Annotated in this window: 22 protein-coding genes; 12 read left to right on the forward strand and 10 right to left on the reverse strand. The window is 64.5% G+C overall.

The window, feature by feature from the left end; translation table 11 throughout:
* Positions 1 to 53 precede the first annotated feature (53 nt).
* The 5 genes from KSS95_RS07830 to groL all read left to right on the forward strand — a co-directional run bounded on the left by KSS95_RS07830 (position 54) and on the right by groL (position 4,818).
* Positions 54 to 1,061: a DUF481 domain-containing protein gene (locus KSS95_RS07830; RefSeq protein WP_217853046.1), complete on the forward strand. Its 1,008-nt coding sequence runs from the start codon at positions 54 to 56 to the stop codon at positions 1,059 to 1,061.
* A 242-nt stretch (positions 1,062 to 1,303) separates the two neighbouring features.
* A complete protein-coding gene (locus KSS95_RS07835) occupies positions 1,304 to 2,035 on the forward strand; it encodes a HugZ family pyridoxamine 5'-phosphate oxidase (RefSeq protein ID WP_217853048.1) in 732 nt (243 codons plus the stop codon).
* Positions 2,036 to 2,101: 66 nt separating this feature from the next.
* Complete coding sequence (locus KSS95_RS07840) at positions 2,102 to 2,563, forward strand: FxsA family protein (RefSeq protein WP_217853050.1); 462 nt, start codon at positions 2,102 to 2,104, stop codon at positions 2,561 to 2,563.
* Positions 2,564 to 2,831: 268 nt separating this feature from the next.
* Complete coding sequence (locus KSS95_RS07845; protein WP_003260750.1) at positions 2,832 to 3,125, forward strand: co-chaperone GroES; 294 nt, start codon at positions 2,832 to 2,834, stop codon at positions 3,123 to 3,125.
* A 49-nt stretch (positions 3,126 to 3,174) separates the two neighbouring features.
* Positions 3,175 to 4,818: a chaperonin GroEL gene (gene groL, locus KSS95_RS07850; protein ID WP_217853052.1), complete on the forward strand. Its 1,644-nt coding sequence runs from the start codon at positions 3,175 to 3,177 to the stop codon at positions 4,816 to 4,818.
* A gap of 154 nt (positions 4,819 to 4,972) precedes the next feature.
* Here the strand turns inward: groL and KSS95_RS07855 are convergent, their stop codons facing one another.
* Positions 4,973 to 5,701 (reverse strand): phosphatase PAP2 family protein, encoded by a 729-nt coding sequence (locus KSS95_RS07855; protein ID WP_217853055.1) that lies wholly within the window; start codon positions 5,699 to 5,701, stop codon positions 4,973 to 4,975.
* Positions 5,702 to 5,892: 191 nt separating this feature from the next.
* Between KSS95_RS07855 and colR the strand changes: the two genes are divergently transcribed.
* From colR to KSS95_RS07880, 5 genes are all read left to right on the forward strand, one after another.
* Positions 5,893 to 6,576, forward strand: coding sequence for a two-component system response regulator ColR (colR, locus tag KSS95_RS07860; RefSeq protein ID WP_003255215.1), 684 nt, complete (start codon positions 5,893 to 5,895; stop codon positions 6,574 to 6,576).
* Positions 6,566 to 7,894 (forward strand): sensor histidine kinase, encoded by a 1,329-nt coding sequence (locus tag KSS95_RS07865; RefSeq protein WP_217853057.1) that lies wholly within the window; start codon positions 6,566 to 6,568, stop codon positions 7,892 to 7,894. Before colR ends, KSS95_RS07865 begins: the two co-directional genes overlap by 11 nt.
* A gap of 108 nt (positions 7,895 to 8,002) precedes the next feature.
* Positions 8,003 to 8,683, forward strand: a complete 681-nt coding sequence (locus KSS95_RS07870; RefSeq protein WP_217853058.1) for a class I SAM-dependent methyltransferase — start codon at positions 8,003 to 8,005, stop codon at positions 8,681 to 8,683.
* A 6-nt stretch (positions 8,684 to 8,689) separates the two neighbouring features.
* A complete protein-coding gene (locus KSS95_RS07875; RefSeq protein WP_217853060.1) occupies positions 8,690 to 9,391 on the forward strand; it encodes a lipopolysaccharide kinase InaA family protein in 702 nt (233 codons plus the stop codon).
* The gene (locus tag KSS95_RS07880; RefSeq protein ID WP_217853062.1) at positions 9,388 to 9,618 is read left to right on the forward strand and encodes a hypothetical protein; all 231 of its coding nucleotides are present in this window, start codon (positions 9,388 to 9,390) and stop codon (positions 9,616 to 9,618) included. The genes KSS95_RS07875 and KSS95_RS07880 overlap by 4 nt, the downstream gene beginning before the upstream one ends.
* 950 nt (positions 9,619 to 10,568) lie before the next feature.
* Here KSS95_RS07880 and KSS95_RS07885 read toward each other — a convergent pair.
* The 9 genes from KSS95_RS07885 to KSS95_RS07925 all read right to left on the reverse strand — a co-directional run bounded on the left by KSS95_RS07885 (position 10,569) and on the right by KSS95_RS07925 (position 24,185).
* The gene (locus KSS95_RS07885) at positions 10,569 to 13,601 is read right to left on the reverse strand and encodes a multidrug efflux RND transporter permease subunit (protein WP_217853064.1); all 3,033 of its coding nucleotides are present in this window, start codon (positions 13,599 to 13,601) and stop codon (positions 10,569 to 10,571) included.
* A gap of 13 nt (positions 13,602 to 13,614) precedes the next feature.
* Positions 13,615 to 14,757 (reverse strand): efflux RND transporter periplasmic adaptor subunit, encoded by a 1,143-nt coding sequence (locus KSS95_RS07890; protein ID WP_217853066.1) that lies wholly within the window; start codon positions 14,755 to 14,757, stop codon positions 13,615 to 13,617.
* 241 nt (positions 14,758 to 14,998) lie between these two features.
* Entirely contained in the window at positions 14,999 to 16,096 is a 1,098-nt protein-coding gene (locus tag KSS95_RS07895) for a DUF1513 domain-containing protein (protein WP_217853068.1), read from the reverse strand.
* Between the two features lie 2 nt (positions 16,097 to 16,098).
* Entirely contained in the window at positions 16,099 to 17,163 is a 1,065-nt protein-coding gene (locus tag KSS95_RS07900; protein ID WP_217853070.1) for an imelysin family protein, read from the reverse strand.
* A 19-nt stretch (positions 17,164 to 17,182) separates the two neighbouring features.
* Positions 17,183 to 18,604 (reverse strand): di-heme oxidoreductase family protein, encoded by a 1,422-nt coding sequence (locus KSS95_RS07905; protein ID WP_217853072.1) that lies wholly within the window; start codon positions 18,602 to 18,604, stop codon positions 17,183 to 17,185.
* A 208-nt stretch (positions 18,605 to 18,812) separates the two neighbouring features.
* Complete coding sequence (locus tag KSS95_RS07910) at positions 18,813 to 20,147, reverse strand: imelysin family protein (RefSeq protein WP_217853074.1); 1,335 nt, start codon at positions 20,145 to 20,147, stop codon at positions 18,813 to 18,815.
* A gap of 160 nt (positions 20,148 to 20,307) precedes the next feature.
* Positions 20,308 to 22,359, reverse strand: a complete 2,052-nt coding sequence (locus KSS95_RS07915) for a putative bifunctional diguanylate cyclase/phosphodiesterase (RefSeq protein ID WP_217853077.1) — start codon at positions 22,357 to 22,359, stop codon at positions 20,308 to 20,310.
* Between the two features lie 268 nt (positions 22,360 to 22,627).
* Positions 22,628 to 23,224 (reverse strand): superoxide dismutase, encoded by a 597-nt coding sequence (locus KSS95_RS07920; RefSeq protein WP_134691530.1) that lies wholly within the window; start codon positions 23,222 to 23,224, stop codon positions 22,628 to 22,630.
* Between the two features lie 361 nt (positions 23,225 to 23,585).
* Positions 23,586 to 24,185, reverse strand: coding sequence for a LysE/ArgO family amino acid transporter (locus tag KSS95_RS07925; protein ID WP_217853079.1), 600 nt, complete (start codon positions 24,183 to 24,185; stop codon positions 23,586 to 23,588).
* A 124-nt stretch (positions 24,186 to 24,309) separates the two neighbouring features.
* Between KSS95_RS07925 and KSS95_RS07930 the strand changes: the two genes are divergently transcribed.
* Together KSS95_RS07930 and KSS95_RS07935 are read left to right on the forward strand one after the other, a co-directional pair.
* Positions 24,310 to 25,200 (forward strand): LysR family transcriptional regulator ArgP, encoded by an 891-nt coding sequence (locus KSS95_RS07930; RefSeq protein WP_217853081.1) that lies wholly within the window; start codon positions 24,310 to 24,312, stop codon positions 25,198 to 25,200.
* 49 nt (positions 25,201 to 25,249) lie between these two features.
* Complete coding sequence (locus tag KSS95_RS07935; protein ID WP_217853083.1) at positions 25,250 to 26,245, forward strand: NAD-dependent epimerase/dehydratase family protein; 996 nt, start codon at positions 25,250 to 25,252, stop codon at positions 26,243 to 26,245.
* Positions 26,246 to 26,254 lie beyond the last annotated feature (9 nt).

Genomic DNA, 26,254 nt, shown 5'->3' on the forward strand with positions numbered 1-26,254 from the left:
GGGTATCTGGATAATGCCCGGCTTTTTCGTCGAATCGAACCCGTATCGCATTTATGTATTCTAGAACCCTGCTGTGCCTCGTTGCCGTTTCCCTGTGCGCCCCGGCGCTCGCCGACACCGTGTGGATGAAGAACGGTGACCGCCTGAGCGGCAAGATCAAAGTCTTCGACGGCGGCAAGTTGCTGTTGGAAACCCCCTACGGTGGCTCCATCGCCCTGGACTGGAAGCAGGTGCAGACCCTGGAGAGCGACCAGGAGCTGCTGGTCAAGCAGGACGCCTACAGCGGCGAGAAGGCCAAGTCGCTCAAGGCCGCCGAGCCGGGCAAGGTGACCCTGGCCAACGGCGAGGCGCCGAAGACCGTCGAGTTGGCCAGCATCGAGCAGATCATGAAGCCGCGGCCGCTGCTGGAGGACTTCCTGTGGAAAGGCAATGTCGATGTGGCGATGGACTACAAGCGCGCCGAGAACGATACCGACGACTATGACGTCAGCTTCAAGACCACCGCCCGCCACGGACGCTGGCGGCACAACGCCGAAGGCGAGTACAACCGCGAGACCAAGGACGACGTCACCACCACCAACAACTGGAGCGCCGAGTACGCCCTGGACCGTTTCATCACCGAGAAGTGGTTCTGGCAGGGGCGTCTGGAATACAAACGTGACCATATCGAGGACCTGGCCCGCCAGCGCACCGTCGGTACCGGCCCGGGTTATCAGTTCTGGGATGACGAGCTGGGCGCGTTCTCCCTGGGCTCGCTGATCAACCGAACCGATTTCGAATACCGCGATGGTGGCAAGGACAACTTCTATTCCGCCGCGGTGAAGTGGGACTACAACCGCTACCTGATCGGCAAGAAGGTCGAGTTCTTCACCAATGGCGAGTTCGGCAAGCCGTTCGGCGGTGTCGCCGACTACTCGCTGGATGCCGAGATGGGGCTGCGCTACAAGGTGACCGAGTGGGCGTCGTTGAACCTCAAGGCCGAGAAGGACGTGATCAGGGGCACGCGTGACAGCGACCTGGACAAGACCCGCTATACCGCCGGCTTCGGGGTAACCTGGTAAGGCGAGCCGGTAAAACACTGTGCATGCTCTTTGTAGGAGCGGCCTTGTGTCGCGATAGGGCCGCAAAGCGGCCCCAGGATCTCAGCGACATGGCAGACATTGCCGGGGCCGCGTTGCAGCCGTTTCGCGACACAAGGCCGCTCCTACAGGGATGTGCATCGATCCCATAGGTGAGTCTGGCAGCGGCGGGTGATAATGCTTATCTTGTCACTCATCCAGTCTGCCGCCAGGAGCCCACGCCTGTGAGTACCAACGCCCTTCGCCCCGCCCGGGAACTGCTGCTCAAGGAGTACCGCGGCGTCCTCTCGACCCATTCCAAGTCGATGCCCGGCTTCCCTTTTGGCTCGGTGGTGCCCTACTGCCTGGATGCCGAGGGCCATCCGCTGATCCTCATCAGCCGCATCGCCCAGCACACCCACAATCTGCTCAAGGACCCCAAGTGCTCGATGCTGGTGGGTGAGCGCGAAGCAGAGGATGTGCAGGCGGTCGGGCGCCTGACGGTGATGGCCGAGGCCCACAAGCTCAGCGACGAGGCCGCCATCGAAGCGGCCGCGGCGCGCTACTACCGCTACTTCCCCGAGTCGGCGAATTACCACAAGGCCCACGATTTCGACTTCTGGGTGCTGCAACCGGTGCGTCACCGCTACATCGGCGGGTTCGGCGCAATCCACTGGCTCGACCAGGTGACCCTGGCCAATCCGTTTGCCGGCTCCGCCGAGGCCAGCATGATCGCGCACATGAACAGCGATCACGCCAATGCCATCGCCCATTATGTCGAGCTGACCGGGCTGCCGCGCAGCGCGCCTGCCGAACTGGTCGGTATCGACAGCGAAGGGATGCACCTGCGCATCGGCCAGGGTGTCCACTGGCTGGCGTTTCCAGAAATTTGCAACACCCCGACACAAGTCCGCGAGGCCTTGGTACTGCTGGCCCGCGCCGACCAGTGGCCGGTGGCGGCGGCGGTCGAGGGTTGAAAATCGGCAGCAGGGCATCCATCTGATGGTCTTACAGGAAGATTCTCTTCCATCGAGGAATGCTTGATGCGTGCTTTTCTACTGCTGTTTCTACTCTTCCCTGTGCTGGAGCTGTTCGTCTTCGTCAAGGTCAGCGCCGCCATCGGTTTCTTCCCGGCGTTGCTGCTGATCATCGCCGGTTCCGCCCTGGGTGTGCTGGTGATGCGCGTGGCGGGCCTGGCCACCGCCCTGCGTGCCCGCGAGAGCCTGCAGCGTGGCGAATTGCCCGCCGAGGACATGTTCCAGGGCCTGATGCTGGCGGTCGGTGGCGGCCTGTTGCTGCTGCCCGGCTTCATCAGCGACGTGGTTGGCCTGCTGTGCCTGCTGCCGTTCACCCGGCGCCTGGTGGCGGCGAAGATGCGCCGCCGTGCCGAGGAGCAGGCCCTGCGCCAGCGTGCCTTCCAGGATGACCCGTACCAGGCGCAGCCGCGTGATGGCGGCCATCGCCCCAATGTGATCGAGGGCGAGTACGAGCGTCGTGACAAGTAACGGCGTCCAGCGCTGTGGCTTGCCTCGTCGCGGGGCAAGCCTGCGGCCACGTCGGCCTTGAAAGGCCAGGTGAAAAAAATTACCTATCAAGCCTTGTAATCAATTTTGTCGGCCTCATGTATGTGGTCACCGCAAGGTTTCTGGTGGCGACACCAGACATGACACAAGTGGTTCGCCCATCGCGGGCCACTCCCGGCAACGCCGGACCGTATCAACCTGCCGGTGTCGACACCGGCCGATGAAAACCACTATTTGGGAGAGATCGACAATGAAGCTTCGTCCTCTGCATGACCGCGTCGTTATCCGCCGCAGCGAAGAAGAATCGAAAACCGCTGGCGGTATCGTCCTGCCGGGTTCGGCCGCTGAAAAACCAAACCGCGGCGAAGTCGTCGCCGTCGGCACCGGTCGCATCCTGGACAACGGCGAAGTGCGCGCGCTGGCCGTGAAAGTGGGTGACAAAGTGGTTTTCGGCCCTTACTCGGGCAGCAACACCGTGAAAGTCGATGGCGAAGACCTGCTGGTCATGGCCGAGAACGAAATCCTCGCCGTCATCGAAGGCTGATTTCCCCGACTTCCCGTTACTCCAAAGATTTTTCAAGGATTAAACGATCATGGCTGCTAAAGACGTAAAATTCGGCGATTCCGCTCGTAAGAAAATGCTGGTTGGTGTCAACGTTCTGGCTGACGCGGTAAAAGCGACCCTGGGCCCGAAAGGCCGTAACGTGGTCCTGGCCAAGAGCTTCGGCGCGCCGACCATCACCAAGGACGGCGTTTCCGTCGCCAAAGAAATCGAGCTCAAAGACGCCTTCGAGAACATGGGCGCCCAGCTGGTCAAGGAAGTGGCTTCCAAGGCCAACGACGCTGCCGGTGACGGCACCACCACCGCTACCGTCCTGGCTCAGGCCATCGTCAACGAAGGCCTGAAAGCCGTCGCTGCCGGCATGAACCCGATGGACCTCAAGCGCGGCATCGACAAGGCCACTGCCGCCGTCGTCGCCGAGCTGAAGAACCTGTCCAAGCCATGCGCCGACTCCAAAGCCATCGCCCAGGTAGGCACCATCTCCGCCAACTCCGACAACTCCATCGGTGAAATCATCGCCGAAGCCATGGAAAAAGTCGGTAAAGAAGGCGTGATCACCGTCGAAGAAGGCTCGGGCCTGGAAAACGAACTGTCGGTCGTCGAAGGCATGCAGTTCGACCGTGGCTACCTGTCGCCGTACTTCGTCAACAAGCCGGACACCATGGTTGCCGAGCTGGAAGGCCCGCTGCTGCTGCTGGTCGACAAGAAGATCTCCAACATCCGCGAACTGCTGCCGGTGCTGGAAGCGGTGGCCAAGTCGGGCCGTCCGCTGCTGATCGTGGCTGAAGACGTCGAAGGCGAAGCCCTGGCGACCCTGGTGGTCAACAACATGCGCGGCATCGTCAAGGTTGCCGCGGTCAAGGCCCCAGGCTTCGGCGACCGCCGCAAGGCCATGCTGCAGGACATCGCTGTCCTGACCGGCGGCCAGGTCATCTCCGAAGAAATCGGCCTGACCCTGGAAACCACCACCCTGGAGCACCTGGGTAACGCCAAGCGCGTCATCCTGTCCAAGGAAAACACCACCATCATCGACGGTGCTGGCGTCGACGCCGACATCGAAGCACGCGTCAAGCAGATCCGTGCCCAAATCGAAGAGACTTCCTCGGACTACGACCGCGAGAAGCTGCAAGAGCGCCTGGCCAAGCTGGCTGGCGGTGTTGCCGTGATCAAGGTCGGTGCCGGCACCGAAGTTGAAATGAAAGAGAAGAAAGCCCGCGTTGAAGACGCCCTGCACGCTACCCGTGCAGCCGTCGAAGAAGGCGTGGTGCCTGGCGGTGGCGTTGCCCTGGTTCGCGCCCTGGCGGCCATTGTCGAGCTCAAAGGCGACAACGAAGACCAGAACGTCGGTATCGCCCTGCTGCGTCGCGCTGTAGAAGCCCCGCTGCGCCAGATCACTGCCAACGCCGGCGACGAGCCAAGCGTTGTCGCTGACAAGGTCAAGCAAGGTTCGGGCAACTACGGCTACAACGCCGCTACCGGCGAATACGGCGACATGATCGAGATGGGTATCCTGGACCCAGCCAAGGTCACCCGTTCGGCCCTGCAAGCGGCTGCTTCGATCGGCGGTCTGATGATCACCACCGAAGCCATGGTTGCCGACCTGCCGGAAGACAAGCCAGCGGCTGGTGGCATGCCTGACATGGGCGGCATGGGTGGCATGGGCGGCATGATGTAAGCCTGCCTGTACCCTGAAAAAGCCCCGGCTCGCGAGAGCCGGGGCTTTTTCGTTTATAGCATCGCGCAACGGGTTGGCGTTGCCGCTAAACGCCATAGCGTAGGAGCCAGCCTTGCTGGCGCAGCAGGCAATCCAATAATCGCACAGGCATCCGCTACACAACGCTGCCTTGAGGTACAGGGGCGTCTTGTCTTGCCCGGCGATACAGCACCAGGTAATACGACCCCAGGCCGATCAACCAGCAGAACACTGCCGTCCACACGTTGTGCGACAAGAAGTGCGCCCCTTGCATCATCCGTCCCAACGACAACACTGAACCTGCGACAAACGCCAGCAACAACGCTGCCCGCGCCAGCCTCGGCCTGCGGTCGCGCAGCGCGAAGAACAGCGCGAACAGGCAGAACCCGGTCGTCGCATGGCCACCCGGCCAGCACAGCCCCGGTTTGTCGGTAGGCGGCCGTGGTTCGAGCAGCTTGCTATAGGTTTCCTTGCCGCCGAACTGAGTCAGGCTCCACGGGCATTGCACCTGGGTCAGTTGCTTGAGCGGAGTGACGAAAGCGGTGGACAGCGCCAGGGCCAGCACCAGACAGCCCAGCTCGCGGCGCCAGCTGAACAACCGTGACCACAGAAAACTCAAGGCAAGGGCGCCGATGCTCAGCACGCCGAGCAGGATCACGCCTTGCTTGACCCGGTCATGCAGGATGGTTTCCAGCAGGTAGCTGTGGCGGCCGATGAACTGGCCGGCCTGCGGGTCGTAGAACAGCGCGGCCAGGTCCATGTCCAGCGAGGTCCATTCCAGCAGGACCAGCGCCACGACGGTAAGCAAAGGGATGCCCAGGTACAGCCACGGATTGATCGGGCGGGGGCGGACAGATGCCTGCATGGTGACTCCAGCGGGTGAGGGGAGGGTGTGAAAATGACCGGGCATTGTCGTGCGCCCGCTATCCTGAGTCCGTGAAGGATCAGTGAAAAATCTGTCAAGTTCGCTGAATTCGCCGCAGGGCTGGCACCTCGCGGGCGATGGCCGTAAGCTGCGCCTGCCGCGCCCTGCGAAGCGCCGCACAGGAGACCCCGATGCGCATTCTTTTGGTTGAAGACAACCGCGATATCCTCGCCAACCTGGCCGACTATCTCGGCATGAAGGGCTATACCGTCGATTGTGCCCAGGATGGCCTGTCCGGCCTGCACCTGGCCGCTACCGAGCACTACGACCTGATCGTGCTCGACATCATGCTGCCGGGCATCGATGGCTACACGCTGTGCAAGCGCCTGCGCGAGGACGCCCGTCGCGATACCCCAGTGATCATGCTCACCGCCCGCGACCAACTGGATGACCGTCTGCAGGGCTTCCGTTCCGGGGCTGACGACTACCTGCTCAAGCCATTCGCGCTCTCGGAGCTGGCCGCGCGCATCGAAGCGGTGCTGCGCCGGGCCCAGGGCGGCGGGCGGCGCACGCTGCAGGTCGCCGACCTGAGCTACGACCTCGATACCCTGGAAGTCACCCGCCAGGGCCGTCTGCTCAAGCTCAACCCGGTCGGCCTCAAGCTGCTTGCCGTGCTGATGCAGAAAAGCCCCCATGTGCTGCGCCGCGAAGTGTTGGAAGAGGCCCTGTGGGGCGACGACTGCCCGGACAGCGACAGCCTGCGCAGCCATGTGCACCAGTTGCGCCAGGTGATCGACAAGCCGTTCGAAAAGCCCCTGCTGCATACCGTCCATGGCGTCGGCTATCGCCTCGCCGAGGGCCGCGATGGAGTTTAGACAGAGCCTTGCCCAGCGCATCATCATCGCCTTTGCGCTGATGAGCGCGCTGGTCGCCGGGGCCTTCGCCTTTGGCATCGTCGCCACGGTGCATCTGGTCGAGGAGCGCCTGATTTCGTCGGTACTGGGCGGTGACCTGCAGCGCCTGCTGCGCATGGACAGCGTCAGCGACTGGAGCCACCGGCCGCGTCCCGACCAGCTGTTCTACTTCAGTGGCGGGCGCGACGATTTCGAACTGCCCAAGGACCTGCGCCACCTGGACGTCGGCTTTCATGAGGTGTTCCGCGACCAGCTGTCGTACCACGCCATGGTCGAGATCGTCGATGGCCGGCGCTATGTGCTGTTGCAGGACCAGAGCGACTTCGAGGAGCGTGAGCGGGTGCTGTTCGCCGTGGTGGTGGTGGGCTTCGTGCTCAGCCTGGCACTGGCGGTGATCCTTGGATGGTTGCTGGCGCGGCGGGTCATGGCGCCGGTGATTCGCCTGGCGCGCCAAGTGCGCCATCGCGACCAGTTGCTGGGCCTGGCGCCGCCGCTGGCGCCGGACTACGCCGCGGACGAGGTTGGCCAACTGGCGGTGGCCTTCGACGATACCCTGGGGCGCCTGCGAGATGCCCTGACCCGCGAGCGCCTGTTCACCAGCGACGTCAGCCACGAGCTGCGCACGCCCTTGATGGTGCTGGCCACCTCGTGCGAGCTGCTGATGGAAAACCCCAACCTCGAGCGCCGCGCGCGTAGCCAGGTCGAGCGGATTGCCCGGGCGACCGAGGAGATGCGCGAACTGGTCAAGACTTTCCTGATGCTGGCACGGGCCCAGCGCGACGAGGGCGCGGTGGCCTCACGGGCGACCCTGCGCGAGGTGGGCGACGATTTGATCGGCGTGTGGCGCGACACCATCGAACAGAAGGGCCTGGTGCTGCACTACGACGGTCGGGCGGATGCCAGCCCGGTGCTGTACAACGCCACCTTCCTGCAATCGGTGATGGGCAACCTGCTGCGCAACGCCGCCCACTACACCGACGGTGGTTACATCCGCCTGAGCCTGGAGGCCAATGGTTTCAGTGTCGAGGACAGCGGCGTGGGCATTCCCGAGGAACAGCGCGAGGCCATGTTCCGGCCCTTCGTGCGCGGTGACGAGCGCCGTGGCGAAGGCCTGGGCCTGGGCCTGTCGCTGGTGCAGCGGATCTGCGACGACCAGGGCTGGCGAGTGACCCTCACCGCGACGCTGCCCCATGGTTGCCGTTTCCAGGTAGACCTGAGCCAAGGCAAGCCGGTGGTGCAGGACAGCGAAGGGCGTGACGGCATCTTGGATCCGGATTAACGTTCGGTAACATCTGCGGCTTGTTCTGACAGATTTTTCACATCGACATGACCTGGCACCAACGCTTGCCTGCCTAAGGTGGGGCGCACTGGAGTCAGGAGATGTTCAATGCGTAGCCCCATCAAACTTGCGTTCTCGGAGAAATACGACCGGGACCATGCCCGTGAGTACTTCCTCAAGCACCAGGATGGCCTGGCCCGTCGCCTTTCCCACCAGCGCGACGAACAGCTGGCCCGGCGGGCCCTGGCGCTTGTCGGTGAACCGGGCCTGGTGCTCGACCTACCCTGTGGTGCCGGGCGTTTCTGGCCGATGCTGGCGGAAAAGCCCAACCGGGTGATCATTGGCGCGGACAATTCTGCCGCGATGATCGAGACAGCCTGTGCGGCACAACCGCCAGAGGTGGTGGCGCGGGTACGCCCTTTGCAGACTTCTGCCTTCGCGATTGATCTGCCGGATAACGCAGTCGACAGCATTTTTTGTATGCGGTTGTTCCATCACATTGGTGACCCCGCCCATCGAAGAAAAATTCTTTCAGAATTTCAAAGGGTTAGCCGTGACAGTGTAATTCTGTCACTGTGGGTGGATGGTAATTTCAAGGCTTGGCGACGTCGCAAGCTGGAGGTTCGCCGTGGTGCCCAGGCAGCGCAGGACAGCTACCAGAACCGGTTTGTGTTACCAGCGGCTACAGTTGAAGAAGAATTTTCCTCTGCTGGCTTCAGGATTCAGGAACGTCTCGACTTCCTGCCGTTCTATGCCATGTGGCGAGTGTATGTATTGCGCAAGGGGTAGAGATTGATGGCGGTAGCCCAGAAAGAATCCAGGCAGTTCGAGTATTACTGGCAGCAGCAGGGGGAGTGGGTCGAGGAGCCTAACCAGCGCCGCGGTGGCGAGAGTGGTGTGCAGCGCCTGAGCGATGAGCGCGGCCACATGTTGTATGCCAAGCGTCAGGTCGGGCATATCTATCGCAGCCTGCTGCACCCGTTCGGCCGCCCCACGGTGTTGCGCGAACTCGATGCATTGAACAGTTTCGAGCAGTTGGGCGTGCGTGTGCCGCGCATCGTCTACGCCGGTGCCGAGCGCGATGCCGATCATCAATGGCGCGCATTGCTGGTGAGCGAGGCGCTCGAGGGTTTCGTCGACCTTGATACCTGGCATGCCGAGGGCGCCCATGATCGATATCCGCAGGCGGTTCACGAGCGCATGCTCAAGGACCTGGCGGACAACCTGGCGCGTATGCACCTGGGCCATTGGCAGCATGGCTGCCTGTATGGCAAGCATGTGTTCGTCAAGGTGACGGGCGAGGGGGAGCTGGCGCGGGTCGAGGTGGCGTTGCTCGATCTGGAGAAATGTCGGCGGCGGATCAGTTGCCAGCGCGCGGCGTATAACGATTTGCGCCAACTGCGCCGCCATTCGTCGTTCAATGACGCGCAGTGGCAGACGTTGCTCTATTTTTACCAGATGGCGTTTGGCAGCGCTGTCAAAGGGTTAGAGCAATGAAACTAGAAATCGCTCGAGCTTTGTTCCTGGTGGCGGCGTTGGCGGTGACCACCGCAGCGGCGGCGGCCTGGGAGCAGCCTCGGCCGACGGTGTTCAGCAAGGCCGAGGTCGGTGGGTTGTGCCCGCTGCCGCGGGTGGCCAAGGCTGACCAGGCGCGGGCGCAGCCGGATCACGATTTGTTGTTGTTTCTGTTTGGGATGAGGCAGGGGTTGCGGCCGTTTGGCTAAATGCTGGCTGGCGCCAGGGGCTTCAGGAAGTGCCTGGCGTTTTGGTTTTGGCGATCATGTTTTGGTTGGTTAGTTGGTTAGTTGGTTAGTTGGTTAGTTGGTTAGTTGGTTTTGGTGGTTGTATGCGCATTCATTTGTGATGTCGACGCATAGTCACCTTTCCGCCCTTACGGCGGGTAACTTTTTGAAGGATCAAAAAGTCACCAAAAAATCCTCGCTCCATTCATCCGGCCCCTGCGCTTCGCTCCGGGGTTCCCTCACTCCGGCCTTGCTCCCGGGAGGACCGCGCTGTAGGGCCCATCCTGGGCCCCAGCGCTTGACGGGCATCCATGCCCGTCACCTCCCTACGCAAGGCCTGCGTTCGGCCTCCTGAAGTCGCGAAGTTACGGGCGGCGCCTGCACTGGCGCAGCTAGTCGCTAGTTGAATCAGTGGGAACTCCGGATCGCATTGCGGGCGTCGGAACAAACAACACACTTCCAACTAACAAACCAAAAACATCTGCTCTTGATCTGCTCTTGATCTGCTCTTGATCTGCTCTTGATCTGCTCTTGATCTGCTCTTGATTTTGCTTCTAAGCGCGCGATAGTCCAGGCGCCGCCAATTGCGACTTCAGGAGGCCGAGTGGAGTTCTTGCGTAGTGGGGCGACGGCCATGGATGGCCGTCGAGCGCTGCGCCCCAGGATGGGGCGTACAGCGCGGTACCCACGGGAGCAAGAACGGAGCGAGGGGACCCCGGAGCGAAGCGTAGGGGCCGGATGAATGGAGCGAGCGGTTTTTGCCTACTTTTGCCCGCGTGCAAAGTAGGTCGCCGTAAGGGCGAAAAGGTGCCTAAATGTCGGCATCATCTACGAATGCGCATAAAAAAATCAAAACAATCCCTACCGACCCCGACCCCGACCCCGACCCCGACCCCGACCCCGACCCGACCCCGACCCCGACCCCGACCCCATCACCCCCACCCCGCCCCCTTATGCGCCAAAACCGTATAAATGCAGGGCAACACAAACAACGTAAACAGCGTCCCAATCGACATCCCGGTAGCAATCACCGTCCCGATATCGAACCGACTCACCGCCCCCGCCCCCGTCGCCAGAATCAGCGGCACCATGCCAAACACCATGGCTGCCGTGGTCATCAGCACCGGCCGCAGGCGAATCGCCGCCGCCTCCTCGATCGCCTCGCGCACCCCAAGCCCCTTCTCCTCGCGCAACTGATTGGCAAATTCGACAATGAGAATCCCGTGCTTGGTAATCAGCCCGATCAAGGTCACCAACCCCACCTGGGTATAGATGTTCATGCTCGACACCCCCAGGAACAACGGCAGCAGCGCCCCGCAGATGGACAACGGCACCGTCACCAGAATCACCAGCGGATCACGGAAACTCTCGAACTGCGCCGCCAGCACCAGGAAGATGATCGCCAGCGCCAGACCAAAGGTCACCCATAGCGCGCTACCCTCCTGGACGAACTGCCGCGCCGTCCCGGCATAGTCCACCGAGAAGCCCTCGGGCGCTTCCTCGCGGGCGATGGCGCGCACCGTCTCCAGCGCCTCGCCCATGCTCACCATCGGCACCCCCTGGATAATCGCCGAGTTGAGCTGCTGGAACTGGTTGAGCTGACGCGGCCGGGCGCGGTCGCTGAGGGTGATCAGGGTCGACAGCGGCAACAACTGGCCTTGCTCGTTCTTCACGTAGTAGTTGTTCAGCCAGCCAGGGTTGGCGCGGTAGGGCCGCTCCACCTGGGCAATCACCTTGTAGCTGCGGCCCTCGAGGGTGAAACGGTTGATCTCGCCCTCGCCCAGCAGCGTCGCCAGGGTACCGCCCAGGGTGTCCATCGACACGCCCATCTGCGCGGCCTTGGCCCGGTCGATGTCGACCACCACCTCGGGCTTGTCGAAGGCCAGGTCGATATCGAGGAAGGCGAACTTGCCCGAGGCCTGGGCACGTTCCTTGACCCGTTGGGCCACATCCAGCAGGGCCGGATAATCGCCGGCGGTGTTGATCACGAACTGGAACGGCAAGCCCTCGCCAGTGCCGGGCAGCGACGGCAGGTTGAAACCAAAGATCTGCAGGCCGCCGATCTGCTCAAGCTGCGCCTGCACCAGCGGCAGCAGCTGCATCTGCGTACGCTCGCGCTCGTTCCACGGCTTGAGCAGAAAGCCGCCGATACCGCTTTGCACACCATTGAAACCGTTGATCTGGAACGACGAGTAGTACTCGGGGAAGCGCTTGAACAGCGGGGTGAACTGGTCAGTGTAGGCGTTGAGGTAGTCCAGGTTGGCGGTCTGCGGCGAGCTGCTCATCATGAAGATCACCCCCTGGTCCTCGTCCGGGGCCAGCTCGTTGCGGGTGAACATCAGCAGCACCGGGATCAGGCACAGGATCAGCACGGCGAACACCAGCACCACCGGGCGGCTGTCCAGGGTGCCGTGCAGCAGGCGTTGGTAGCGCAGCTTCAGGCCATCGAAGATCAGGTCCAGGCGGTGGGCCAGGCCGCTGGGGTTCTGTTCGTGGCGTAGCAACAGGGCGCACATCATCGGCGACAAGGTCAGCGCCACCACGCCGGAGATCACCACCGCGCCGGCCAGGGTCAGGGCGAACTCCTTGAACAGCGCGCCGGTCAGCCCGGTGAGAAAGCCGATTGGCGCGTACACCGCCGCCAGGGTGATGGTCATCGACACCACCGGCACGGCGATCTCGCGGGCGCCTTCCAGGGCGGCCTGGCGCGGCGTCTTGCCTTCCTCGATATGACGGTGGATGTTCTCCACCACGACAATGGCGTCGTCCACCACCAGGCCGATGGCCAGGACCATGGCCAGCAGCGTCAGCAGGTTCAGCGAGTAGCCCATCATCTGCATGAAGAACAGCACGCCGATCATCGACAGCGGGATGGTCACCACCGGGATCAGCACCGAGCGCAGTGCGCCGAGGAACAGGAACACCACGACGATGACGATCAGCACCGCCTCGCCGAGGGTCTTGATCACCTCGTCGATGGAGGCCTGGATGAACAGCGTGGCGTCGTAGGCGATCGACACCTTGAGGTTGGACGGCAACTCCTCCTCCAGCTGTGGCATGAGCCGGCGCACTTCCTTGATCACCTCCAGCGGGTTGGCCGCCGGGGTGGCCTTGATGCCGATGTACACCGACGGCGTGCCGTCGAAGGAGCTGACCGTGTCGTAGTTCTCCGCGCCCATCTCCACCCGTGCCACATCGCCGAGCAGCACCCGGGTGTCGCCAGCGGTCTTGACCGGCAGGGCGGCGAAGGCCTCGGCGGACTTCAGCTCGGTGGTGGCGTTGATGCTGGTGACCACGTACTCGCCCTTCACCTCGCCGGCGGCGGCGAGGAAGTTGTAGCGGCGCACGGCATTGGTCACATCCACCGCCGACAGGCCGAAGCCGGCCAGCTTCACCGGGTCGATCCAGATGCGCATGGCGAACACCTGGTTGCCGAGGATCTCGGCCTCGGCCATGCCGGGCAAGGTGGCCAGCTTGGGCTGGATCACCCGCGACAGGTAGTCGGTGATCTGCGGGTTGCTCATCTGCTGGCTGTAGAAACTCAGGTACATCAGCGCCGAGGCGTCGGCCGCTTCCTTGCTCAGTACCGGGTCTTCGGCGTCCTGGGGCAGCTTGTTGCGCACCTCGTTGGCCTTGGCCAGCAACTGGGTGAACAGGCGGTCGCTGTCGGCGCCGATGCGCGCGTAGACCGAGATAATCGAGAAGTTCTGCCGGCTCACCGATGTCATGTAGTCGATGCCGTCGGCGCTGGCCAGGCTCTGTTGCAGGGGTTGGGTGATATAGCCCTGGATGGTCTCGGCGTTGGCCCCGGGGTAGGCGGTGGTCACCGTGATCAGGGCGTTCTCCATTTGTGGGTACTGGCGGATCTGCAGCTTGCTCCAGGCTTGCAGCCCCAGCAGCAGGATCAGCAGGCTGACCACGCTGGCCAGCACCGGGCGACGGATGAACGGGTCGGTGAACGCCATGCCAGCCTCCCGTTCAGTTCGCGCCCGGCGCAGCGGGCTTGAGGGCCTGGTCGGCGCTGATGCGGATCGCCGCGCCCGGGCTGAGCTTGAGCTGGCCGGCGGTCACCACCTGATCGCCGGCCTGCAAGCCCTTGAGTATCACCACCCAGCCCTCGCGGCGCTCGCCGGTCTGCACGGTGCGTTGCTCGGCGATCAGGCTGGGCTGGCCCTCGGCATCGTGCTGCACCTGGCCGTCCTCGTTGCGCTTCTGGCTGATCCGGTACACCGAGTTGCCGTACAGGGTATAGGTGATGGCGTTCTCGGGCACCACCACCTGCGGTTGCGGGTCGGGCAGCAGCAGTTGGAGGCTGGCGAACATGCCCGGCAGCAATTTGCCGTCGGGGTTGGCCAGGGTGGCGCGGACCAGCAGGTTGCGGGTGTTCTCGTCGACCTTGGGGTTGATCGCGCTGAGGCTGGCGGGGAAGGTCTGCCCGGGGTAGGCGGCCACCTGGGCCAGCACCCGCTGGCCCAGGTTCAAGTGGGGCAGGGCCTGCTCGGGCACGTTGAAGTCGACGTAGAGGCTGGACAGGTCCTGCAGGGTGGCGATCACCGTGCCGCTGGCCAGGTAGGCGCCGACATCCACCTGGCGGATGCCGATGGTGCCGCTGAACGGGGCACTGATGCTCTTTTTCGCCAGCGAGGCCTTGAGCTGGTCGACCACCGCCTGGTTGCGCCGGTACTGGGCGGTGAGGCGGTCGAACTCACCGCGGGAGATGGCCGAGTCGCCGACCAGTTGGCTGCCGCGGCCGAAGTCGACCTTGGCCAGGCCCAGGTCGGCCTGGGCGGTGCCGAGCAGGGCGGTTTCCTGGTCGCTGTCCAGTTGCAGCAGCAGTTGCCCGGCCTTGACCTGCTGGCCAGATTGGAAATGCAGCGACCTGACCGTGCCGGCCACTTCCAGGCTCAGCTCGACGCCCTGGTAGGCCTTGAGGCTGCCGACCGCCGGCAGGCGCTCCTGCCATTGGCGCAGCTCGGCCTGGGCCGCGGCGACACTGACCGGCGGCTTGGGCTGGGAAAACATCTGCACCTGCTGGTAGATGGAAAAGGCCTTGATGCCTCCCAGGATCAACACGATCAGCAGGACGACGGCCAACATGATCAGCATGCGGCGGCGCAACATGGTCCGGTTCCCTGGATGTGAGGTTATGCAGCGGGCACGACAACGGGCGATGCGACCCACGTGCGGTGGGGAAAGTATCGTCGGTTTTTGAAAAAAGGGGAGGCGCAAGCCGGTGAGGGCGCGAACCCTGTGGGAGCGGCTTCAGCCGCGAACACCGGCGCAGCCGGTGCCAGGCACCGCGTCGCCTGGTTCGCCAGCCAGGCTGGCTCCTACAGGAGGAGCACAGGGCTTGCCCGCGACATCAGACCAGGTGCAGGTGGTTGTCCCAGAACCCGGACGGCAGGTTCATCGGCTGGCCGATCAACTCAGCCTGGCGGCAATCGTAGAAACGGCAGCGGCCTTGCCCGGAGGTGACCACAAAGCCATCCTTCACCGCCCCGACCCCGGCGCAGTCGGGCATCGGCGCGTCGAGCTTGACCGCACCGCTGTCCAGGTCCCAGATGAACAGGCGGTTGGCTCGCGGGGCGGTCAGCGCCACCAGGCGCAGGTCGCTGTGGATCGCCACGCTGGCGGTGTACTGGGCCATCGCCTGCAATTGCCGCTCAGGCACCGGGAAGGCCTTGAACGGCTCGCCCGGGCGCTTGATCGCCAACAGCTCGGCGGTCTCGTGCGCGCCCCCCATGAACTGCTGGCAGGCGGCGATGGTGCCGTCGCTGCCCACCGCCAGGTGACGCACGCTGTTCATCTGCTGGGCCAGGGTCTCCTTGCTCAGCAGGGTGCCATCGCGCTGCATCAGCACCAGGCTCGGCTGCATGGCATCGAGGTTCATCTCGACCCGGCTCTCGGCCTCGGTGCGGATACCGCCGTTGGCCACCACCAAGGTCTCGCCGTCCGGCAGCCAGGCTACTTCGTGGGGGCCGATGCCGTGGGTCGGGATCTCGCCGCTGTGCACCAGGCGTTCGCCTTCGAAGCGGTAGACACCGAGCACACCGCGCCCAGGGTCGCGGGTGTCGTTCTCGGTGGCATACAGCCACTCGCCGTCCTGGTGGATCACCGCATGGCCATAAAAATGCCGGTGTGGTTGCGAGGTGACGGTCTGCAGCAGGCGCCCGTCACGCAGGTCGACCAGGTAGCTCTCGGTACCGGGCCGACGGGCGACGAACAGGGCGATGGGCAGCGCAGGGTGGTTGATGATCGCGTGGCAACGCTGGGCCACCTGGGTGCTGAACACCTGGGTGCCGTCCAGGCGGAACCCGACGGCATAATGCCTGCCGTCGCCGTCGTCGCGCGCCGAGAGCAGCAAGGGTTCGCTGCCTTTGTTGCGAAACAGGCTCCAGCCGCCCAGGGTCAGGGCGCTGAGCAATACGCTACCGAGTTTCAGGGCCTGGCGTCGCAGCATGATCAGTCACCGTCGTTGGCGTTGAAGCCCAGTTGGATGTTCAGCGCCTTGGCCAGCTCGCCTTCGTGCAGGCGGTGGACGACGTTGAGGGCATCGTAGATCTGGTTGAGGGTTTGCTTGCCGGCGTCGTCGGCCAGCAGTTCGCCCAGGGTCTTCTGGTTGTCGCCCAGCAGCTTGAGGGCATTGGCGTAGGCGTCGTCGATCTTCTGCGCCAGTGGCGCCTGGTCCTTGCCCAGCAGGCCGCGCAGGCCCTGGTTGTCGACCCCGACCCACACGGTCTGGGCGGCCTTGAGCGAGGCTTCCAGGCTCTTGATCGAGGCGTGGCTGCGCCAGGCTTCGGCCTGCAGCGGCTGCGCGATGCCCTTGCTCAGGCGGCCCATCGGGGCGCCGAGCTTCTTCTTCAGGGTGTCCAGGGCGGTGACCTGGGCGCGCAGCAGGTCGGCGATGGCCTCGTGGGAGTCGGCATAGCGCTGGTTGGGGAACTTGGTCATCTGCGAAAGCATGCCGTCGGTGCTGTTCCAACCCTTGAGGATTTCTTCGGCCAGGGCCTTCTGGTGTTCGCCGATGGCCACCAGCAGCGGGCAGTAGCGGGCCTTCTGCTCGGCCGTGGCGATGTCTGGCTTGCTGTCGAACAGGATGTATTCGTAAGCCGACAAACCGCGCACCACGACGCTGGCCTTGCCCAGCGACTCGGCGTCCACCGGTTTGTCCGCGGCGACCAGTTGCTCGACCTGGCGGCCCACCAGGTTCTTCTTGTCTGGCCAGAACTGCACCTGCCAGGCGCGGTTGCCCTCGGCCAGCGGGCCGATCAGCAGCGGTTGCAGTTCGGCCCAGGCCTTTTGTGCGTTGAGGAAGTCGGCGCGGGCTTTTTCCAGGTTCTCCTTGCCTTCGCAGTAGGCCAGGGCGCTGGCGGCCAACAGGCGGTCGGCTTCGACCCAGCGGCTGTAGGTCGGCAGGATCACCTGCTTGGCGATGGCGGCCGAGGTCACCGCTTGCGGGTCCTGCGGCGAGCAGGCGCCGAGGGCGAGGGCGGCGAGGCTGGTGAACAACAGTTTGGGTCGGAACATGCCCGGCTCCTTGTGCGTTTTAAAGTGAATTCAAAAAGGCCAGCAACGCGGCGCGCTGCTCGGCATTGAACGTCAGTACATGGTCGCGCGCCGCCTGGGCTTCGCCGCCGTGCCAGAGCACGGCTTCGAGCAGGTTGCGGGCGCGGCCGTCATGCAGGAACTGGCTGTGGCCGCTGACGGTCTGGCTCAGGCCGATGCCCCACAGCGGTGGGGTGCGCCAGTCCTGGCCGTTGGCGGCAAATTCGGTGCGTTCGTCGCTCAGCCCCGGGCCCATGTCGTGCAGCAGCAGGTCGCTGTAGGGGCGGATCACCTGGCCGGCCAGCTCTGGTTCGGCGGCGTTGGCGGCGGTGGTGAACTGCGGGGTGTGGCAGGCCTGGCAGCCCGCCTGGAAGAACAGGTTCTTGCCGGCCAGCACCTGGGGCGCGCCGACGTCGCGGCGGGCCGGCACGCCGAGGTTGCGGGTATAGAAGGTGACCAGGCGCAGGATGTTGTCGCTGACCTCCTTCTCGCCGTCCTGGCCATCGCCGTTGGGCGCGGCCAGGCAGGCGACCTGCGCCGGGGTGCAGTCGTCCTTGGGCAGCAGGCCGGTGGTCAGGCCCATGTCGCCGGCGAAGGCGTGCACGTTCTGCTGGTTGACGTTGGGCTGCCCGGCCTTCCAGCCGAAGCGGCCGACCACGGTCTTGCCCTGGGCATCGTCCCACACCCGGTTGGCGCGCCCGCGAATGCCGTCGCGGTTGCGGTCGTCCGGGTCTTCATTGGCGAGCAGGTCGGCTTCGGCGATCGCCTCGAGCAGGCCGAGGCCGATCATCGGCGGGGCAACCCGCGCCGAAAAGCGCGTGTCCGGGTGCAGCGGGCCGTAGCCGAGCTGGCTGATCTGCAGGCTTGGGCGGCGCAGTTCGACGGCATGGCCATCCTGGAAGGTGACCCGCTGCAGGTCGTAGCTCACCCGTACCTTGCCCTCCGGCGTCACGCCAGGGATGGCCATGTCCTGCAACTGGGTGCCGTAGACCGGCTCGGGGACCACGCCCAGGCGTTCGATTTCGCGGGCATAGTAGGGCTGGTCGGGGATCGACAGGCGCACCAGCATCGACACCGCGTTGCTGTCGCCCGGCTCGGGCGGGTGGCCGCGGCCATCGCGCACGTGGCAGTTCTGGCAGGCGTTGGTGTTGAACAGTGGGCCAAGGCCGTCGCGGGCGGTAGTGGTGGACGGGGCGATGACCCAGGGGTTGCGGAAGAAGCTGTTGCCCACCGCGAAGTCCAGGCGCCGCTCGGGGCTGAGGTTGGCCGAGGGCAGCGAGTAGGCGTTGCGGTCGCTGCGCTGCACGGTTGCCTTGCCACCGGCGAGGGCTTCGCCGGGCTCGGCCTGGGTGAAACGCGGGGCGTCGTCACAGGCGGCGAGGGCGAGGGCCAGCAGCAGGGGGCTTAGGCGGAGCACGGACATCGAGGATCCTGGGCATGGGCGAAAAACCGGCGTGCAAGCTTATCAGGCCGGGGGTGTTTGAATAAGAGCAATTTGCAATTGCTGGATGAAATCAATGTCAGTTGGCCCCTATCGTCGAGGCAAGGCCGCTCCTACAGGGGGGCGATGGTGGTGCTGGGAAATAAAAAAGGCGGCCCGAAGGCCGCCTCTGTTGAACCGCTGGCGCTGATCAGAACTCGTGATCGGCGGTGTCCGGGTTCAGGTTGGCAATGCCCAACTTGCCTGCTGCCTGCTCGATCGCGCCGGTCTGCTTGACCAGCGAGGCGATGGCGTCACGCACGATCTGGTTGCCGGCGGCGTTGTCGGCGGCGATCAGCTGGTCGTAGTGCTCGCCCTTGAGCGCGTGGTCGACGATCACCTGGATCTTGGCCTCGGTGGCTTCCAGGTCGGCCTTGAGGGTGGCGTCGGTGGCCGGGTCGGCCTTGGCCACCAGCGACGACAGGCTCGGGCCGCTCAGCTTGCTGCCGTCGACACGGGTGTACTCGCCCAGGTAGACGTTGCGGATGCCCTTGGCGTCGTAGAAGTGCGAGTAGTGGGTGTTGTCGCTGAAGCAGTCATGCTCGTCTTCCGGCGAGTTGGCTTCCAGCGAGACCTTCATGCGCTCGCCGGCCAGTTCGCCCAGCGACAGGCTGCCCATGCCGAACAGCATCTTGCGCAGGCCATCGTTGCCCGGCTCGTTTTCCAGGGTGGCGCGGTAGTTGTCGGCGACGTTCGGTGCCCAGTTGCCGACCATTTCCTCGAGGTCCTTGACCAGCAGGTCGGTGACCGCCTTGAGGTAGGTGCGGCGACGGTCGTTGTGCCCGCCCGTGGCGCCCTTGCCTTCGAGGTAGTCCGAGGCCGGGCGGTTGCCCGCGCCTGGGCCGGTGCCGTTGAGGTCCTGGCCCCAGAGCAGGAATTCGATGGCGTGGTAGCCGGTGGCGACGTTGGCTTCCGAGCCGCCCAGTTCGTTGAGGCTGGCGAGCTTCTCGGGGGTGATGGCCTTGACGTCGATCTTGTCTTCGCCCACCTGGATCTCGGTGTTGGCGATGATGTTGGCGTTAGCCGCCGGGTTGCCCAGGGCGTGCTCGTAGCTCTTGTCGACGTAGTCGATCAGGCCTTCGTCCAGGGGCCAGGCGTTCACCTGGCCTTCCCAGTCGTCGATGATGGTGTTGCCGAAGCGGAACACTTCGCTCTGCAGGTAAGGCACGCGGGCGGCGGCCCAGGCGTCCTTGGCGGCCTTGAGGGTCTGGTCGTCGGGCTTGGCGAGGAAGGCGTCGACGGCGCTTTGCAGCTGCTTGGCGGTGCTCAGCGAGTCGCTGTACACAGCGTGGACCATTTCGGCGTAATGCTTGACCACCGCCTTGGCGGCGGCTTCGTCGACCGCGCCTGCTGCGGCGCTGCTGCTGGCGGCGGCAGGTGCCTGGGCTTGCGGCGCGGCGGCCTTGTCATCCTTGCCTTCGCCGCAACCGGCGAGGGCGATGGCGATGGCCAGCAGACTGGCGGAGGCCAGAGGCATTCGAATCATTGTTGGTTTCCTGCGTCGTGTGGTGGGACCAAGGGTGGGCCGTGCGCTGTGGCACGCGAAACCGTGACATCATGCGAAAGATTTGCATTTGCTGTAAAGGGTCGGGCGCGCATTTCATGCAAACGCCCGTTTGCGCGGTGGCGCCAAGGCCAGCCGGGGGTTACAGCGCGGACACCTGGTCGCGTTGCGCCTGCTTGAGGAAGTGGGTCAGCTCGCGGGCCGACAACGGCTTGCTGTAGTGGTAGCCCTGACCTTCGTGACAGCCCTGGGCAATGATGTAGCTTTCCTGCTCGGCGGTTTCCACGCCCTCGGCGATCACCTGCATGCCCAGGCTCTTGCCCAGCTGGATGATGGCACGAACGATGGTGGCGTCGTCATCGTCGTCGAGCAGGTCCTGGACGAAGCTCTTGTCGATCTTGATCTTGTCCAGCGGCAGCGATTTCAGGTAGCTGAGCGAGGAGTAACCGGTGCCGAAGTCGTCGATGGCGATCAGCGCGCCGGAGCGGCGCAGGCTGAGCAGGTGCTGGGCGGCGGTGCTGATGTCTTCCATCAGGCCGGTCTCGGTGACTTCCAGCTCCAGGCTGCGTGGCGGCAGGCGGTAGGCCTGCAGCAGGTTGTTGACCACCCGCGGCAGCTCGTTGTGGTGCAACTGCACGGTGGACAGGTTGACCGCCATGCGCAGCTCGGCGAAGCCCAGGTCGTGCCACTCGCGCAGTTGCCGGCAGGCCTGGTCGAGCACCCATTCGCCGATGCTGATGATGCTGCCGTTCTGCTCGGCCAGGGGAATGAACTGGTCGGGCGGGACCATGCCCAGCTCCGGGTGCTGCCAGCGCAGCAGGGCCTCGACGCCGACCACGCGGTGGTCGCGGTAGCTGATCTGCGGCTGGTACACCAGGTACAGCTGGTTGCGCGGCAGGGCTTCGCGCAGGTCCTTTTCCAGCTCGCGGCGCCGGCGCATCTCGCTGTCGACGCTGGCGATGTAGAACTGGTAGCGGTTGCGTGAGCGGGCCTTGGCCAGGGTCATGGTCTGCTCGGCCTTTTGCAGCAGTTTCTCGGTGCTGTCGCCGTCCTCGGGGAACAGGGTGATGCCGATGGTGGCGCGCAGGCGAATCTGCTGCTGGTCGAGGTCGAACGGCGCCTCGAGGTCGTCGAGGATGCTCTGGGCCAGTTCGGCGGCCTCGTAGGGTTGCTCGATGTTGGCCTGGACCAGGGCGAATTGGTCGCCGCCGAGCCGCGCCAGGGCGCCGAGGCGGCCACTGTGGGCGCGCAGGCGGTCGGCCAGGGCCAGCAGCAGTTGGTCGCCGACCTGGTAGCTGAACTGCTCGTTGATGCCCTTGAAGTCGTCCAGGCCCACGCACAGCACGGCGACGCGGCGTTGCAGGCGGCCGCCGTCGACCAGGATCTTGTCCAGTTGCTGCTGCAGTTGCTGGCGGTTGGGCAGGCCGGTGAGGAAGTCGTACTGGGCCATGCGTTGAAGGCTGTTCTCGGCTTCATGGCGCAGGTGGGTGTTGCGCTCGATGGAGGCCAGCAGCTGGTTGGCGGTGTTGACCCAGATGCCCAGCTCGTTGCGTTCGTGGCCCTTGAGCTGCGGGATCTGGTGCTGGCTGGGGCGGTCTGGGTTGATCTGGGTGAGGTGCTCGATGATCTTCGACAGCGGCTTGGTCAGCAGCCAGTGGTACACCAGGTACAGCACCAGGCCCATGGCCAGGGCGCGCAGTACGCCGGAGATGAAGATGATCACTGCATTGATCAGAAAACCTTCGCCATAGCCCGAAGTGTCGAGGGTGATGCTCAGGTCGCCGTAATATTCGCTGTAGGGGCCACGGCCGACCAGTTGCGTGGTGTAGGTGCGTTCCTGGCCAAGGATCAGGTCGGTCAGCCAGCGCATGGACATGTCCTGCAGGGGCCGGGATTTTTCCGCCAGCATGGTTTCGTTGGGGTGGCCGATGGCGGCCATGCGCACGGCCTGGTCCTGGAACAGGCCTTCCATTACCTGCATGCCCATTTCCCGGTCGAGGCTGTACACCGCCTGGGTCGAGGGGTCGCGGAACATGTCGAGGATGCGCTGGGCGTCGTTGTTCACCGACTGGCGGGTCTTGTAGGCGTCGTAGACGATCTGCGCACAGCTGAGCACGACGCCGACAGCCAACGCCGAGAGCAACACCACCCTGAGCAACTTGACCGACAAGCTGTTGCGAAATTCCAGCTTCAATGGGGTTTCCTTAATCCATGCGCATGCCATTATTTTGCCATCAACCATGGCGACAGACTATCGACCGATGTGCCCTTGGCTCTGTATCGGTTGGGCGGTCATGCGACTTGAGTGCGCTGCGTCAACTTTCCAGAAGTTGATGTTAGCGCGCTCTGCCGGCTGAGCAAGAGGGGCGAGGCCCCGGGCGGGCAAATCGCTTGGCAGCTGTCGGCGCCGGCATAAAAAAACCCGGCGCAAGGCCGGGTTTTCGGGTTCAGCACTGAAATACTCAGGCCTTGAAGGTCTTGCCTTCGAACTGCTCGGCAACGAACTTCCAGTTGACCAGGTTCCAGAACGCCTCGACGTACTTCGGACGCAGGTTGCGGTAGTCGATGTAGTAGGCGTGTTCCCAGACGTCGCAGGTCAGCAGCGGGGTGTCGCCGCTGGTCAGCGGGTTGCCGGCGCCGATGGTGCTGGCCAGGGCCAGGGAACCGTCAGCCTTCTTCACCAGCCAGCCCCAGCCGGAGCCGAAGGTGCCGACGGAAACCTTGGTGAACTCTTCCTTGAACTTGTCGAAGGAACCAAAGGCGGCGTTGATGGCCTCGGCCAGGGCACCGGTCGGTTGGCCGCCGGCGTTCGGTGCCAGGCAGTTCCAGTAGAAGGTGTGGTTCCAGACTTGAGCGGCGTTGTTGAAGATGCCGCCCGAAGAGGTCTTGACGATCTCTTCCAGGGTCTTGCCTTCGAACTCGGTGCCTGGGACCAGGTTGTTCAGGTTCACGACATAGGTGTTGTGGTGCTTGTCGTGGTGGAACTCCAGGGTTTCCTTGGAGATGTGCGGCTGCAGGGCATCGTGGGCGTAGGGCAGCGGCGGCAATTCAAAAGCCATGGTGGATCTCCTGATTCAGGTCTGTTTGCGGTTTGCGCAAGGCCGATCACGGGCGGCCCATGAGCGTCGACGAGTTTGTACTCTTTGCGACGCAAGGGCTGGATCATAGCACCGGCCCCGGCGCTTAACCACGCAACATCTATAGGGAATAGAGGTTCCAGAGCGGTTCGCCGGGGGCGACAGGCGGGCCCTCTCAGGTGCTGTGCAATCCCTGTAGGAGCAGCCTTGCGTCGCGAACGGGCTGCGCAGCAGCCCCGGGATTTCAGCGTTGATACGCAGATCGCCGGGGCCGCTTGGCGGCCCTCTGCGGCCGGCCCGAGGTATTGGCCGCTCCTACCGCGAGGGGTGTAATCCATCCGCTTCAGTTGAAAATCAACTGCGCCGCCACCGCGAACATCATCACCGCCACCATCAGGTCCAGCAGCCGCCAGGTCGTTGGCCGGGCCAGCCACGGCGCCAGCCAGGCGGCGCCGATGGCCAGGGTCGAGAACCACACCAGCGAGGCGCTGGCTGCCCCCGCCACATAAGCGCCGGGCACGCTCTGCTGGGCGCCGAGCGAGCCGATCAGCAGCACGGTGTCCAGGTATACGTGAGGGTTGAGCAGGGTCACCGCCAGGGCGCTGAGCAGTACCGCGCGCCGCGAGCGCTGGCCCTGGCCCTGCTGGTGCTGCAGGCTTTGCTTCGAGCAGGCGCTGCGCAGCGCCTTGGCGCCATACCAGAGCAGGAACAGCGCGCCGCCCCAGCGCGCCACCGCCAGCAGCGTCGGGTTATGGGCCAGCACCGTGGCCAAACCGAACACCCCGGCGGCCACCAGCAGCGCGTCGCAGACCACACACAGCGCCGCCACCGGCAGGTGATGCTCGCGGCGCAGGCTTTGCGCCAGGACGAAGGCGTTCTGCGCGCCGATGGCCATGATCAGGCCGAAGGCCACCAGCATGCCGTTGAGATAGCTTTGCCACATGTGAGGAACACTCCACTGGCGCCGACGTTGCCGCCGGCGCTGATTACAAGAAAGATGTGGCCATTGTGGCGGGCGCGGCGGTATAAGAAAAACAAATAGAGCTGATCTGTCATTAGAGAAATCGATGTTCGACTACAAGCTGCTCGCCGCCCTCGCCGCGGTGATCGAACAAGCCGGCTTCGAGCGTGCCGCCCAGGTGCTGGGGCTGTCGCAATCGGCCATCTCGCAACGCATCAAGCTGCTCGAGGCGCGGGTCGGCCAACCGGTGCTGGTGCGGGCGACACCGCCGAGCCCGACCGAGGTCGGGCGCCAGCTGCTCAACCATGTGCAGCAGGTGCGTCTGCTCGAGCGCGACTTGCAGCGCCAGGTGCCGGCGCTGGACGAAGAGGGCATGCCCGAACGCCTGCGCGTGGCGCTCAACGCCGACAGCCTGGCGACCTGGTGGGCGGGCGCGGTGGGGGCGTTCTGCGCCGAGCAGCAGTTGCTGCTGGACCTGGTGGTCGAGGATCAGGATGTGGGCCTCAAGCGCATGCGTGCCGGCGAGGTGGCGGCTTGCCTGTGCGGCAGCGAGCGTCCGGTGGCTGGCGCGCGCAGCCTGGCGCTGGGGGCGATGCGCTACCGGGCGCTGGCCAGCCCCGGGTTCATGGCGCGCTATTTCCCCAACGGTTTCGAAGTCGCGCGCCTGGCGCGGACCCCGGCGATCGTGTTCGGCCCCGATGACTTCCTGCAGCACCGCTACCTGGCCTCACTGGGTATCGAGGATGGTTTCCTGCACCACCTGTGCCCGTCTTCCGAGGGCTTCTTGCGCATGACCGAGGCCGGCCTGGGCTGGGGCCTGGTGCCCGAGCGGCAGGTGGCCGAGCAACTGGCCCGTGGCGAGTTGGTGGAAATCTGCAGCGATACCCCCATCGATGTGCCGCTGTACTGGCATCATTGGCGCAATGGCGGGCAACTGCTCGCCCAACTGACCGAACACCTGCGCCATTCGGCCCGGGACTGGCTGGTGCCGTTGTAGGCGCGGCGTGCGTCAGTTGCATCCGATATCAGGCAAGGCGGAGTCTTACATGCGAATTCTGGTCACCGGCGCGAGCGGCTTCATTGGCGGGCGCTTTGCGCGCTTTGCCCTGGAGCAGGGCCTGGAGGTGCGGGTCAACGGCCGGCGGGCGGAAGGGGTGGAACACCTGGTCAAGCGCGGGGCGCAGTTCATCCCCGGCGACCTGGGCGATGCCGAACTGGCCCGGCGCCTGTGCCAGGGCGTCGACGCGGTGGTGCACTGCGCGGGCGCCGTGGGCACCTGGGGGCGCTACCAGGACTTCCATCAGGGCAACGTGGTGCTTACCGAGAACGTGGTCGAGGGCTGCCTGAAGGAGCACGTGCGGCGCTTGGTGCACCTGTCGTCGCCGTCGATCTACTTCAATGGTCGTGGGCAACGGGATATCCGCGAGGATCAGGTACCCCGGCGTTTCCATGACCACTACGCGCTGACCAAGCACCTGGCCGAGCAGAAGGTGTTCGGCGCCCAGGAGTTCGGCCTCGAGGTGCTGGCGTTGCGACCGCGCTTTGTCACCGGTGCCGGTGATACCAGTATTTTCCCGCGGCTGATGCACATGCAGCGCAAAGGCCGGGTGGCGATCATCGGCAATGGCCTGAACAAGGTCGACTTCACCAGCGTGCACAACCTCAACGAGGCCTTGCTCAGCGCGTTGTTCGCCGAGGAGCAGGCGCTGGGGCAGGCCTACAACATCAGCAACGGCCATCCGCTGCCGTTGTGGGACGTGATCAACTATGTCATGCGCCGCATGCAACTGCCGCAGGTCACCCGCTACCGCGCCTATGGCCTGGGCTACAGCCTGGCGGCGCTGAACGAGGCTGCCTGCCTGCTGTGGCCCGGCCGCCCGCAGCCGACCTTGAGCCGTACTGCGATGCAGGTGATGAGCCGCGATTTCACCCTCGATATCAGCCGCGCCCGCCAGTACCTGGACTACCGCCCCAAGGTCGAGGTGTGGGCGGCGCTGGATGAATTCTGCGCCTGGTGGCAGGCCCAGCCGGGCCAGCGCTGAACCTGTGGG

Source organism: Pseudomonas muyukensis, from assembly GCF_019139535.1.
Taxonomy (GTDB): Bacteria; Pseudomonadota; Gammaproteobacteria; order Pseudomonadales; family Pseudomonadaceae; genus Aquipseudomonas; species Aquipseudomonas muyukensis.

Coding starts and splice junctions, on each gene's coding strand:
- KSS95_RS07865 (WP_217853057.1), top strand. CDS start 6,566: ATGGAGTTTAGACAGAGCCTTGCCCAGCGCATCATCATCGCCTTTGCG.
- KSS95_RS07870 (WP_217853058.1), top strand. CDS start 8,003: ATGCGTAGCCCCATCAAACTTGCGTTCTCGGAGAAATACGACCGGGAC.
- KSS95_RS07830 (WP_217853046.1), top strand. CDS start 54: ATGTATTCTAGAACCCTGCTGTGCCTCGTTGCCGTTTCCCTGTGCGCC.
- groL (WP_217853052.1), top strand. CDS start 3,175: ATGGCTGCTAAAGACGTAAAATTCGGCGATTCCGCTCGTAAGAAAATG.
- colR (WP_003255215.1), top strand. CDS start 5,893: ATGCGCATTCTTTTGGTTGAAGACAACCGCGATATCCTCGCCAACCTG.
- KSS95_RS07900 (WP_217853070.1), bottom strand. CDS start 17,163: ATGTTCCGACCCAAACTGTTGTTCACCAGCCTCGCCGCCCTCGCCCTC.
- KSS95_RS07880 (WP_217853062.1), top strand. CDS start 9,388: ATGAAACTAGAAATCGCTCGAGCTTTGTTCCTGGTGGCGGCGTTGGCG.
- KSS95_RS07895 (WP_217853068.1), bottom strand. CDS start 16,096: ATGCTGCGACGCCAGGCCCTGAAACTCGGTAGCGTATTGCTCAGCGCC.
- KSS95_RS07920 (WP_134691530.1), bottom strand. CDS start 23,224: ATGGCTTTTGAATTGCCGCCGCTGCCCTACGCCCACGATGCCCTGCAG.
- KSS95_RS07925 (WP_217853079.1), bottom strand. CDS start 24,185: ATGTGGCAAAGCTATCTCAACGGCATGCTGGTGGCCTTCGGCCTGATC.
- KSS95_RS07935 (WP_217853083.1), top strand. CDS start 25,250: ATGCGAATTCTGGTCACCGGCGCGAGCGGCTTCATTGGCGGGCGCTTT.
- KSS95_RS07875 (WP_217853060.1), top strand. CDS start 8,690: ATGGCGGTAGCCCAGAAAGAATCCAGGCAGTTCGAGTATTACTGGCAG.
- KSS95_RS07885 (WP_217853064.1), bottom strand. CDS start 13,601: ATGGCGTTCACCGACCCGTTCATCCGTCGCCCGGTGCTGGCCAGCGTG.
- KSS95_RS07930 (WP_217853081.1), top strand. CDS start 24,310: ATGTTCGACTACAAGCTGCTCGCCGCCCTCGCCGCGGTGATCGAACAA.
- KSS95_RS07855 (WP_217853055.1), bottom strand. CDS start 5,701: ATGCAGGCATCTGTCCGCCCCCGCCCGATCAATCCGTGGCTGTACCTG.
- KSS95_RS07910 (WP_217853074.1), bottom strand. CDS start 20,147: ATGATTCGAATGCCTCTGGCCTCCGCCAGTCTGCTGGCCATCGCCATC.
- KSS95_RS07840 (WP_217853050.1), top strand. CDS start 2,102: ATGCGTGCTTTTCTACTGCTGTTTCTACTCTTCCCTGTGCTGGAGCTG.
- KSS95_RS07890 (WP_217853066.1), bottom strand. CDS start 14,757: ATGTTGCGCCGCCGCATGCTGATCATGTTGGCCGTCGTCCTGCTGATC.
- KSS95_RS07845 (WP_003260750.1), top strand. CDS start 2,832: ATGAAGCTTCGTCCTCTGCATGACCGCGTCGTTATCCGCCGCAGCGAA.
- KSS95_RS07905 (WP_217853072.1), bottom strand. CDS start 18,604: ATGTCCGTGCTCCGCCTAAGCCCCCTGCTGCTGGCCCTCGCCCTCGCC.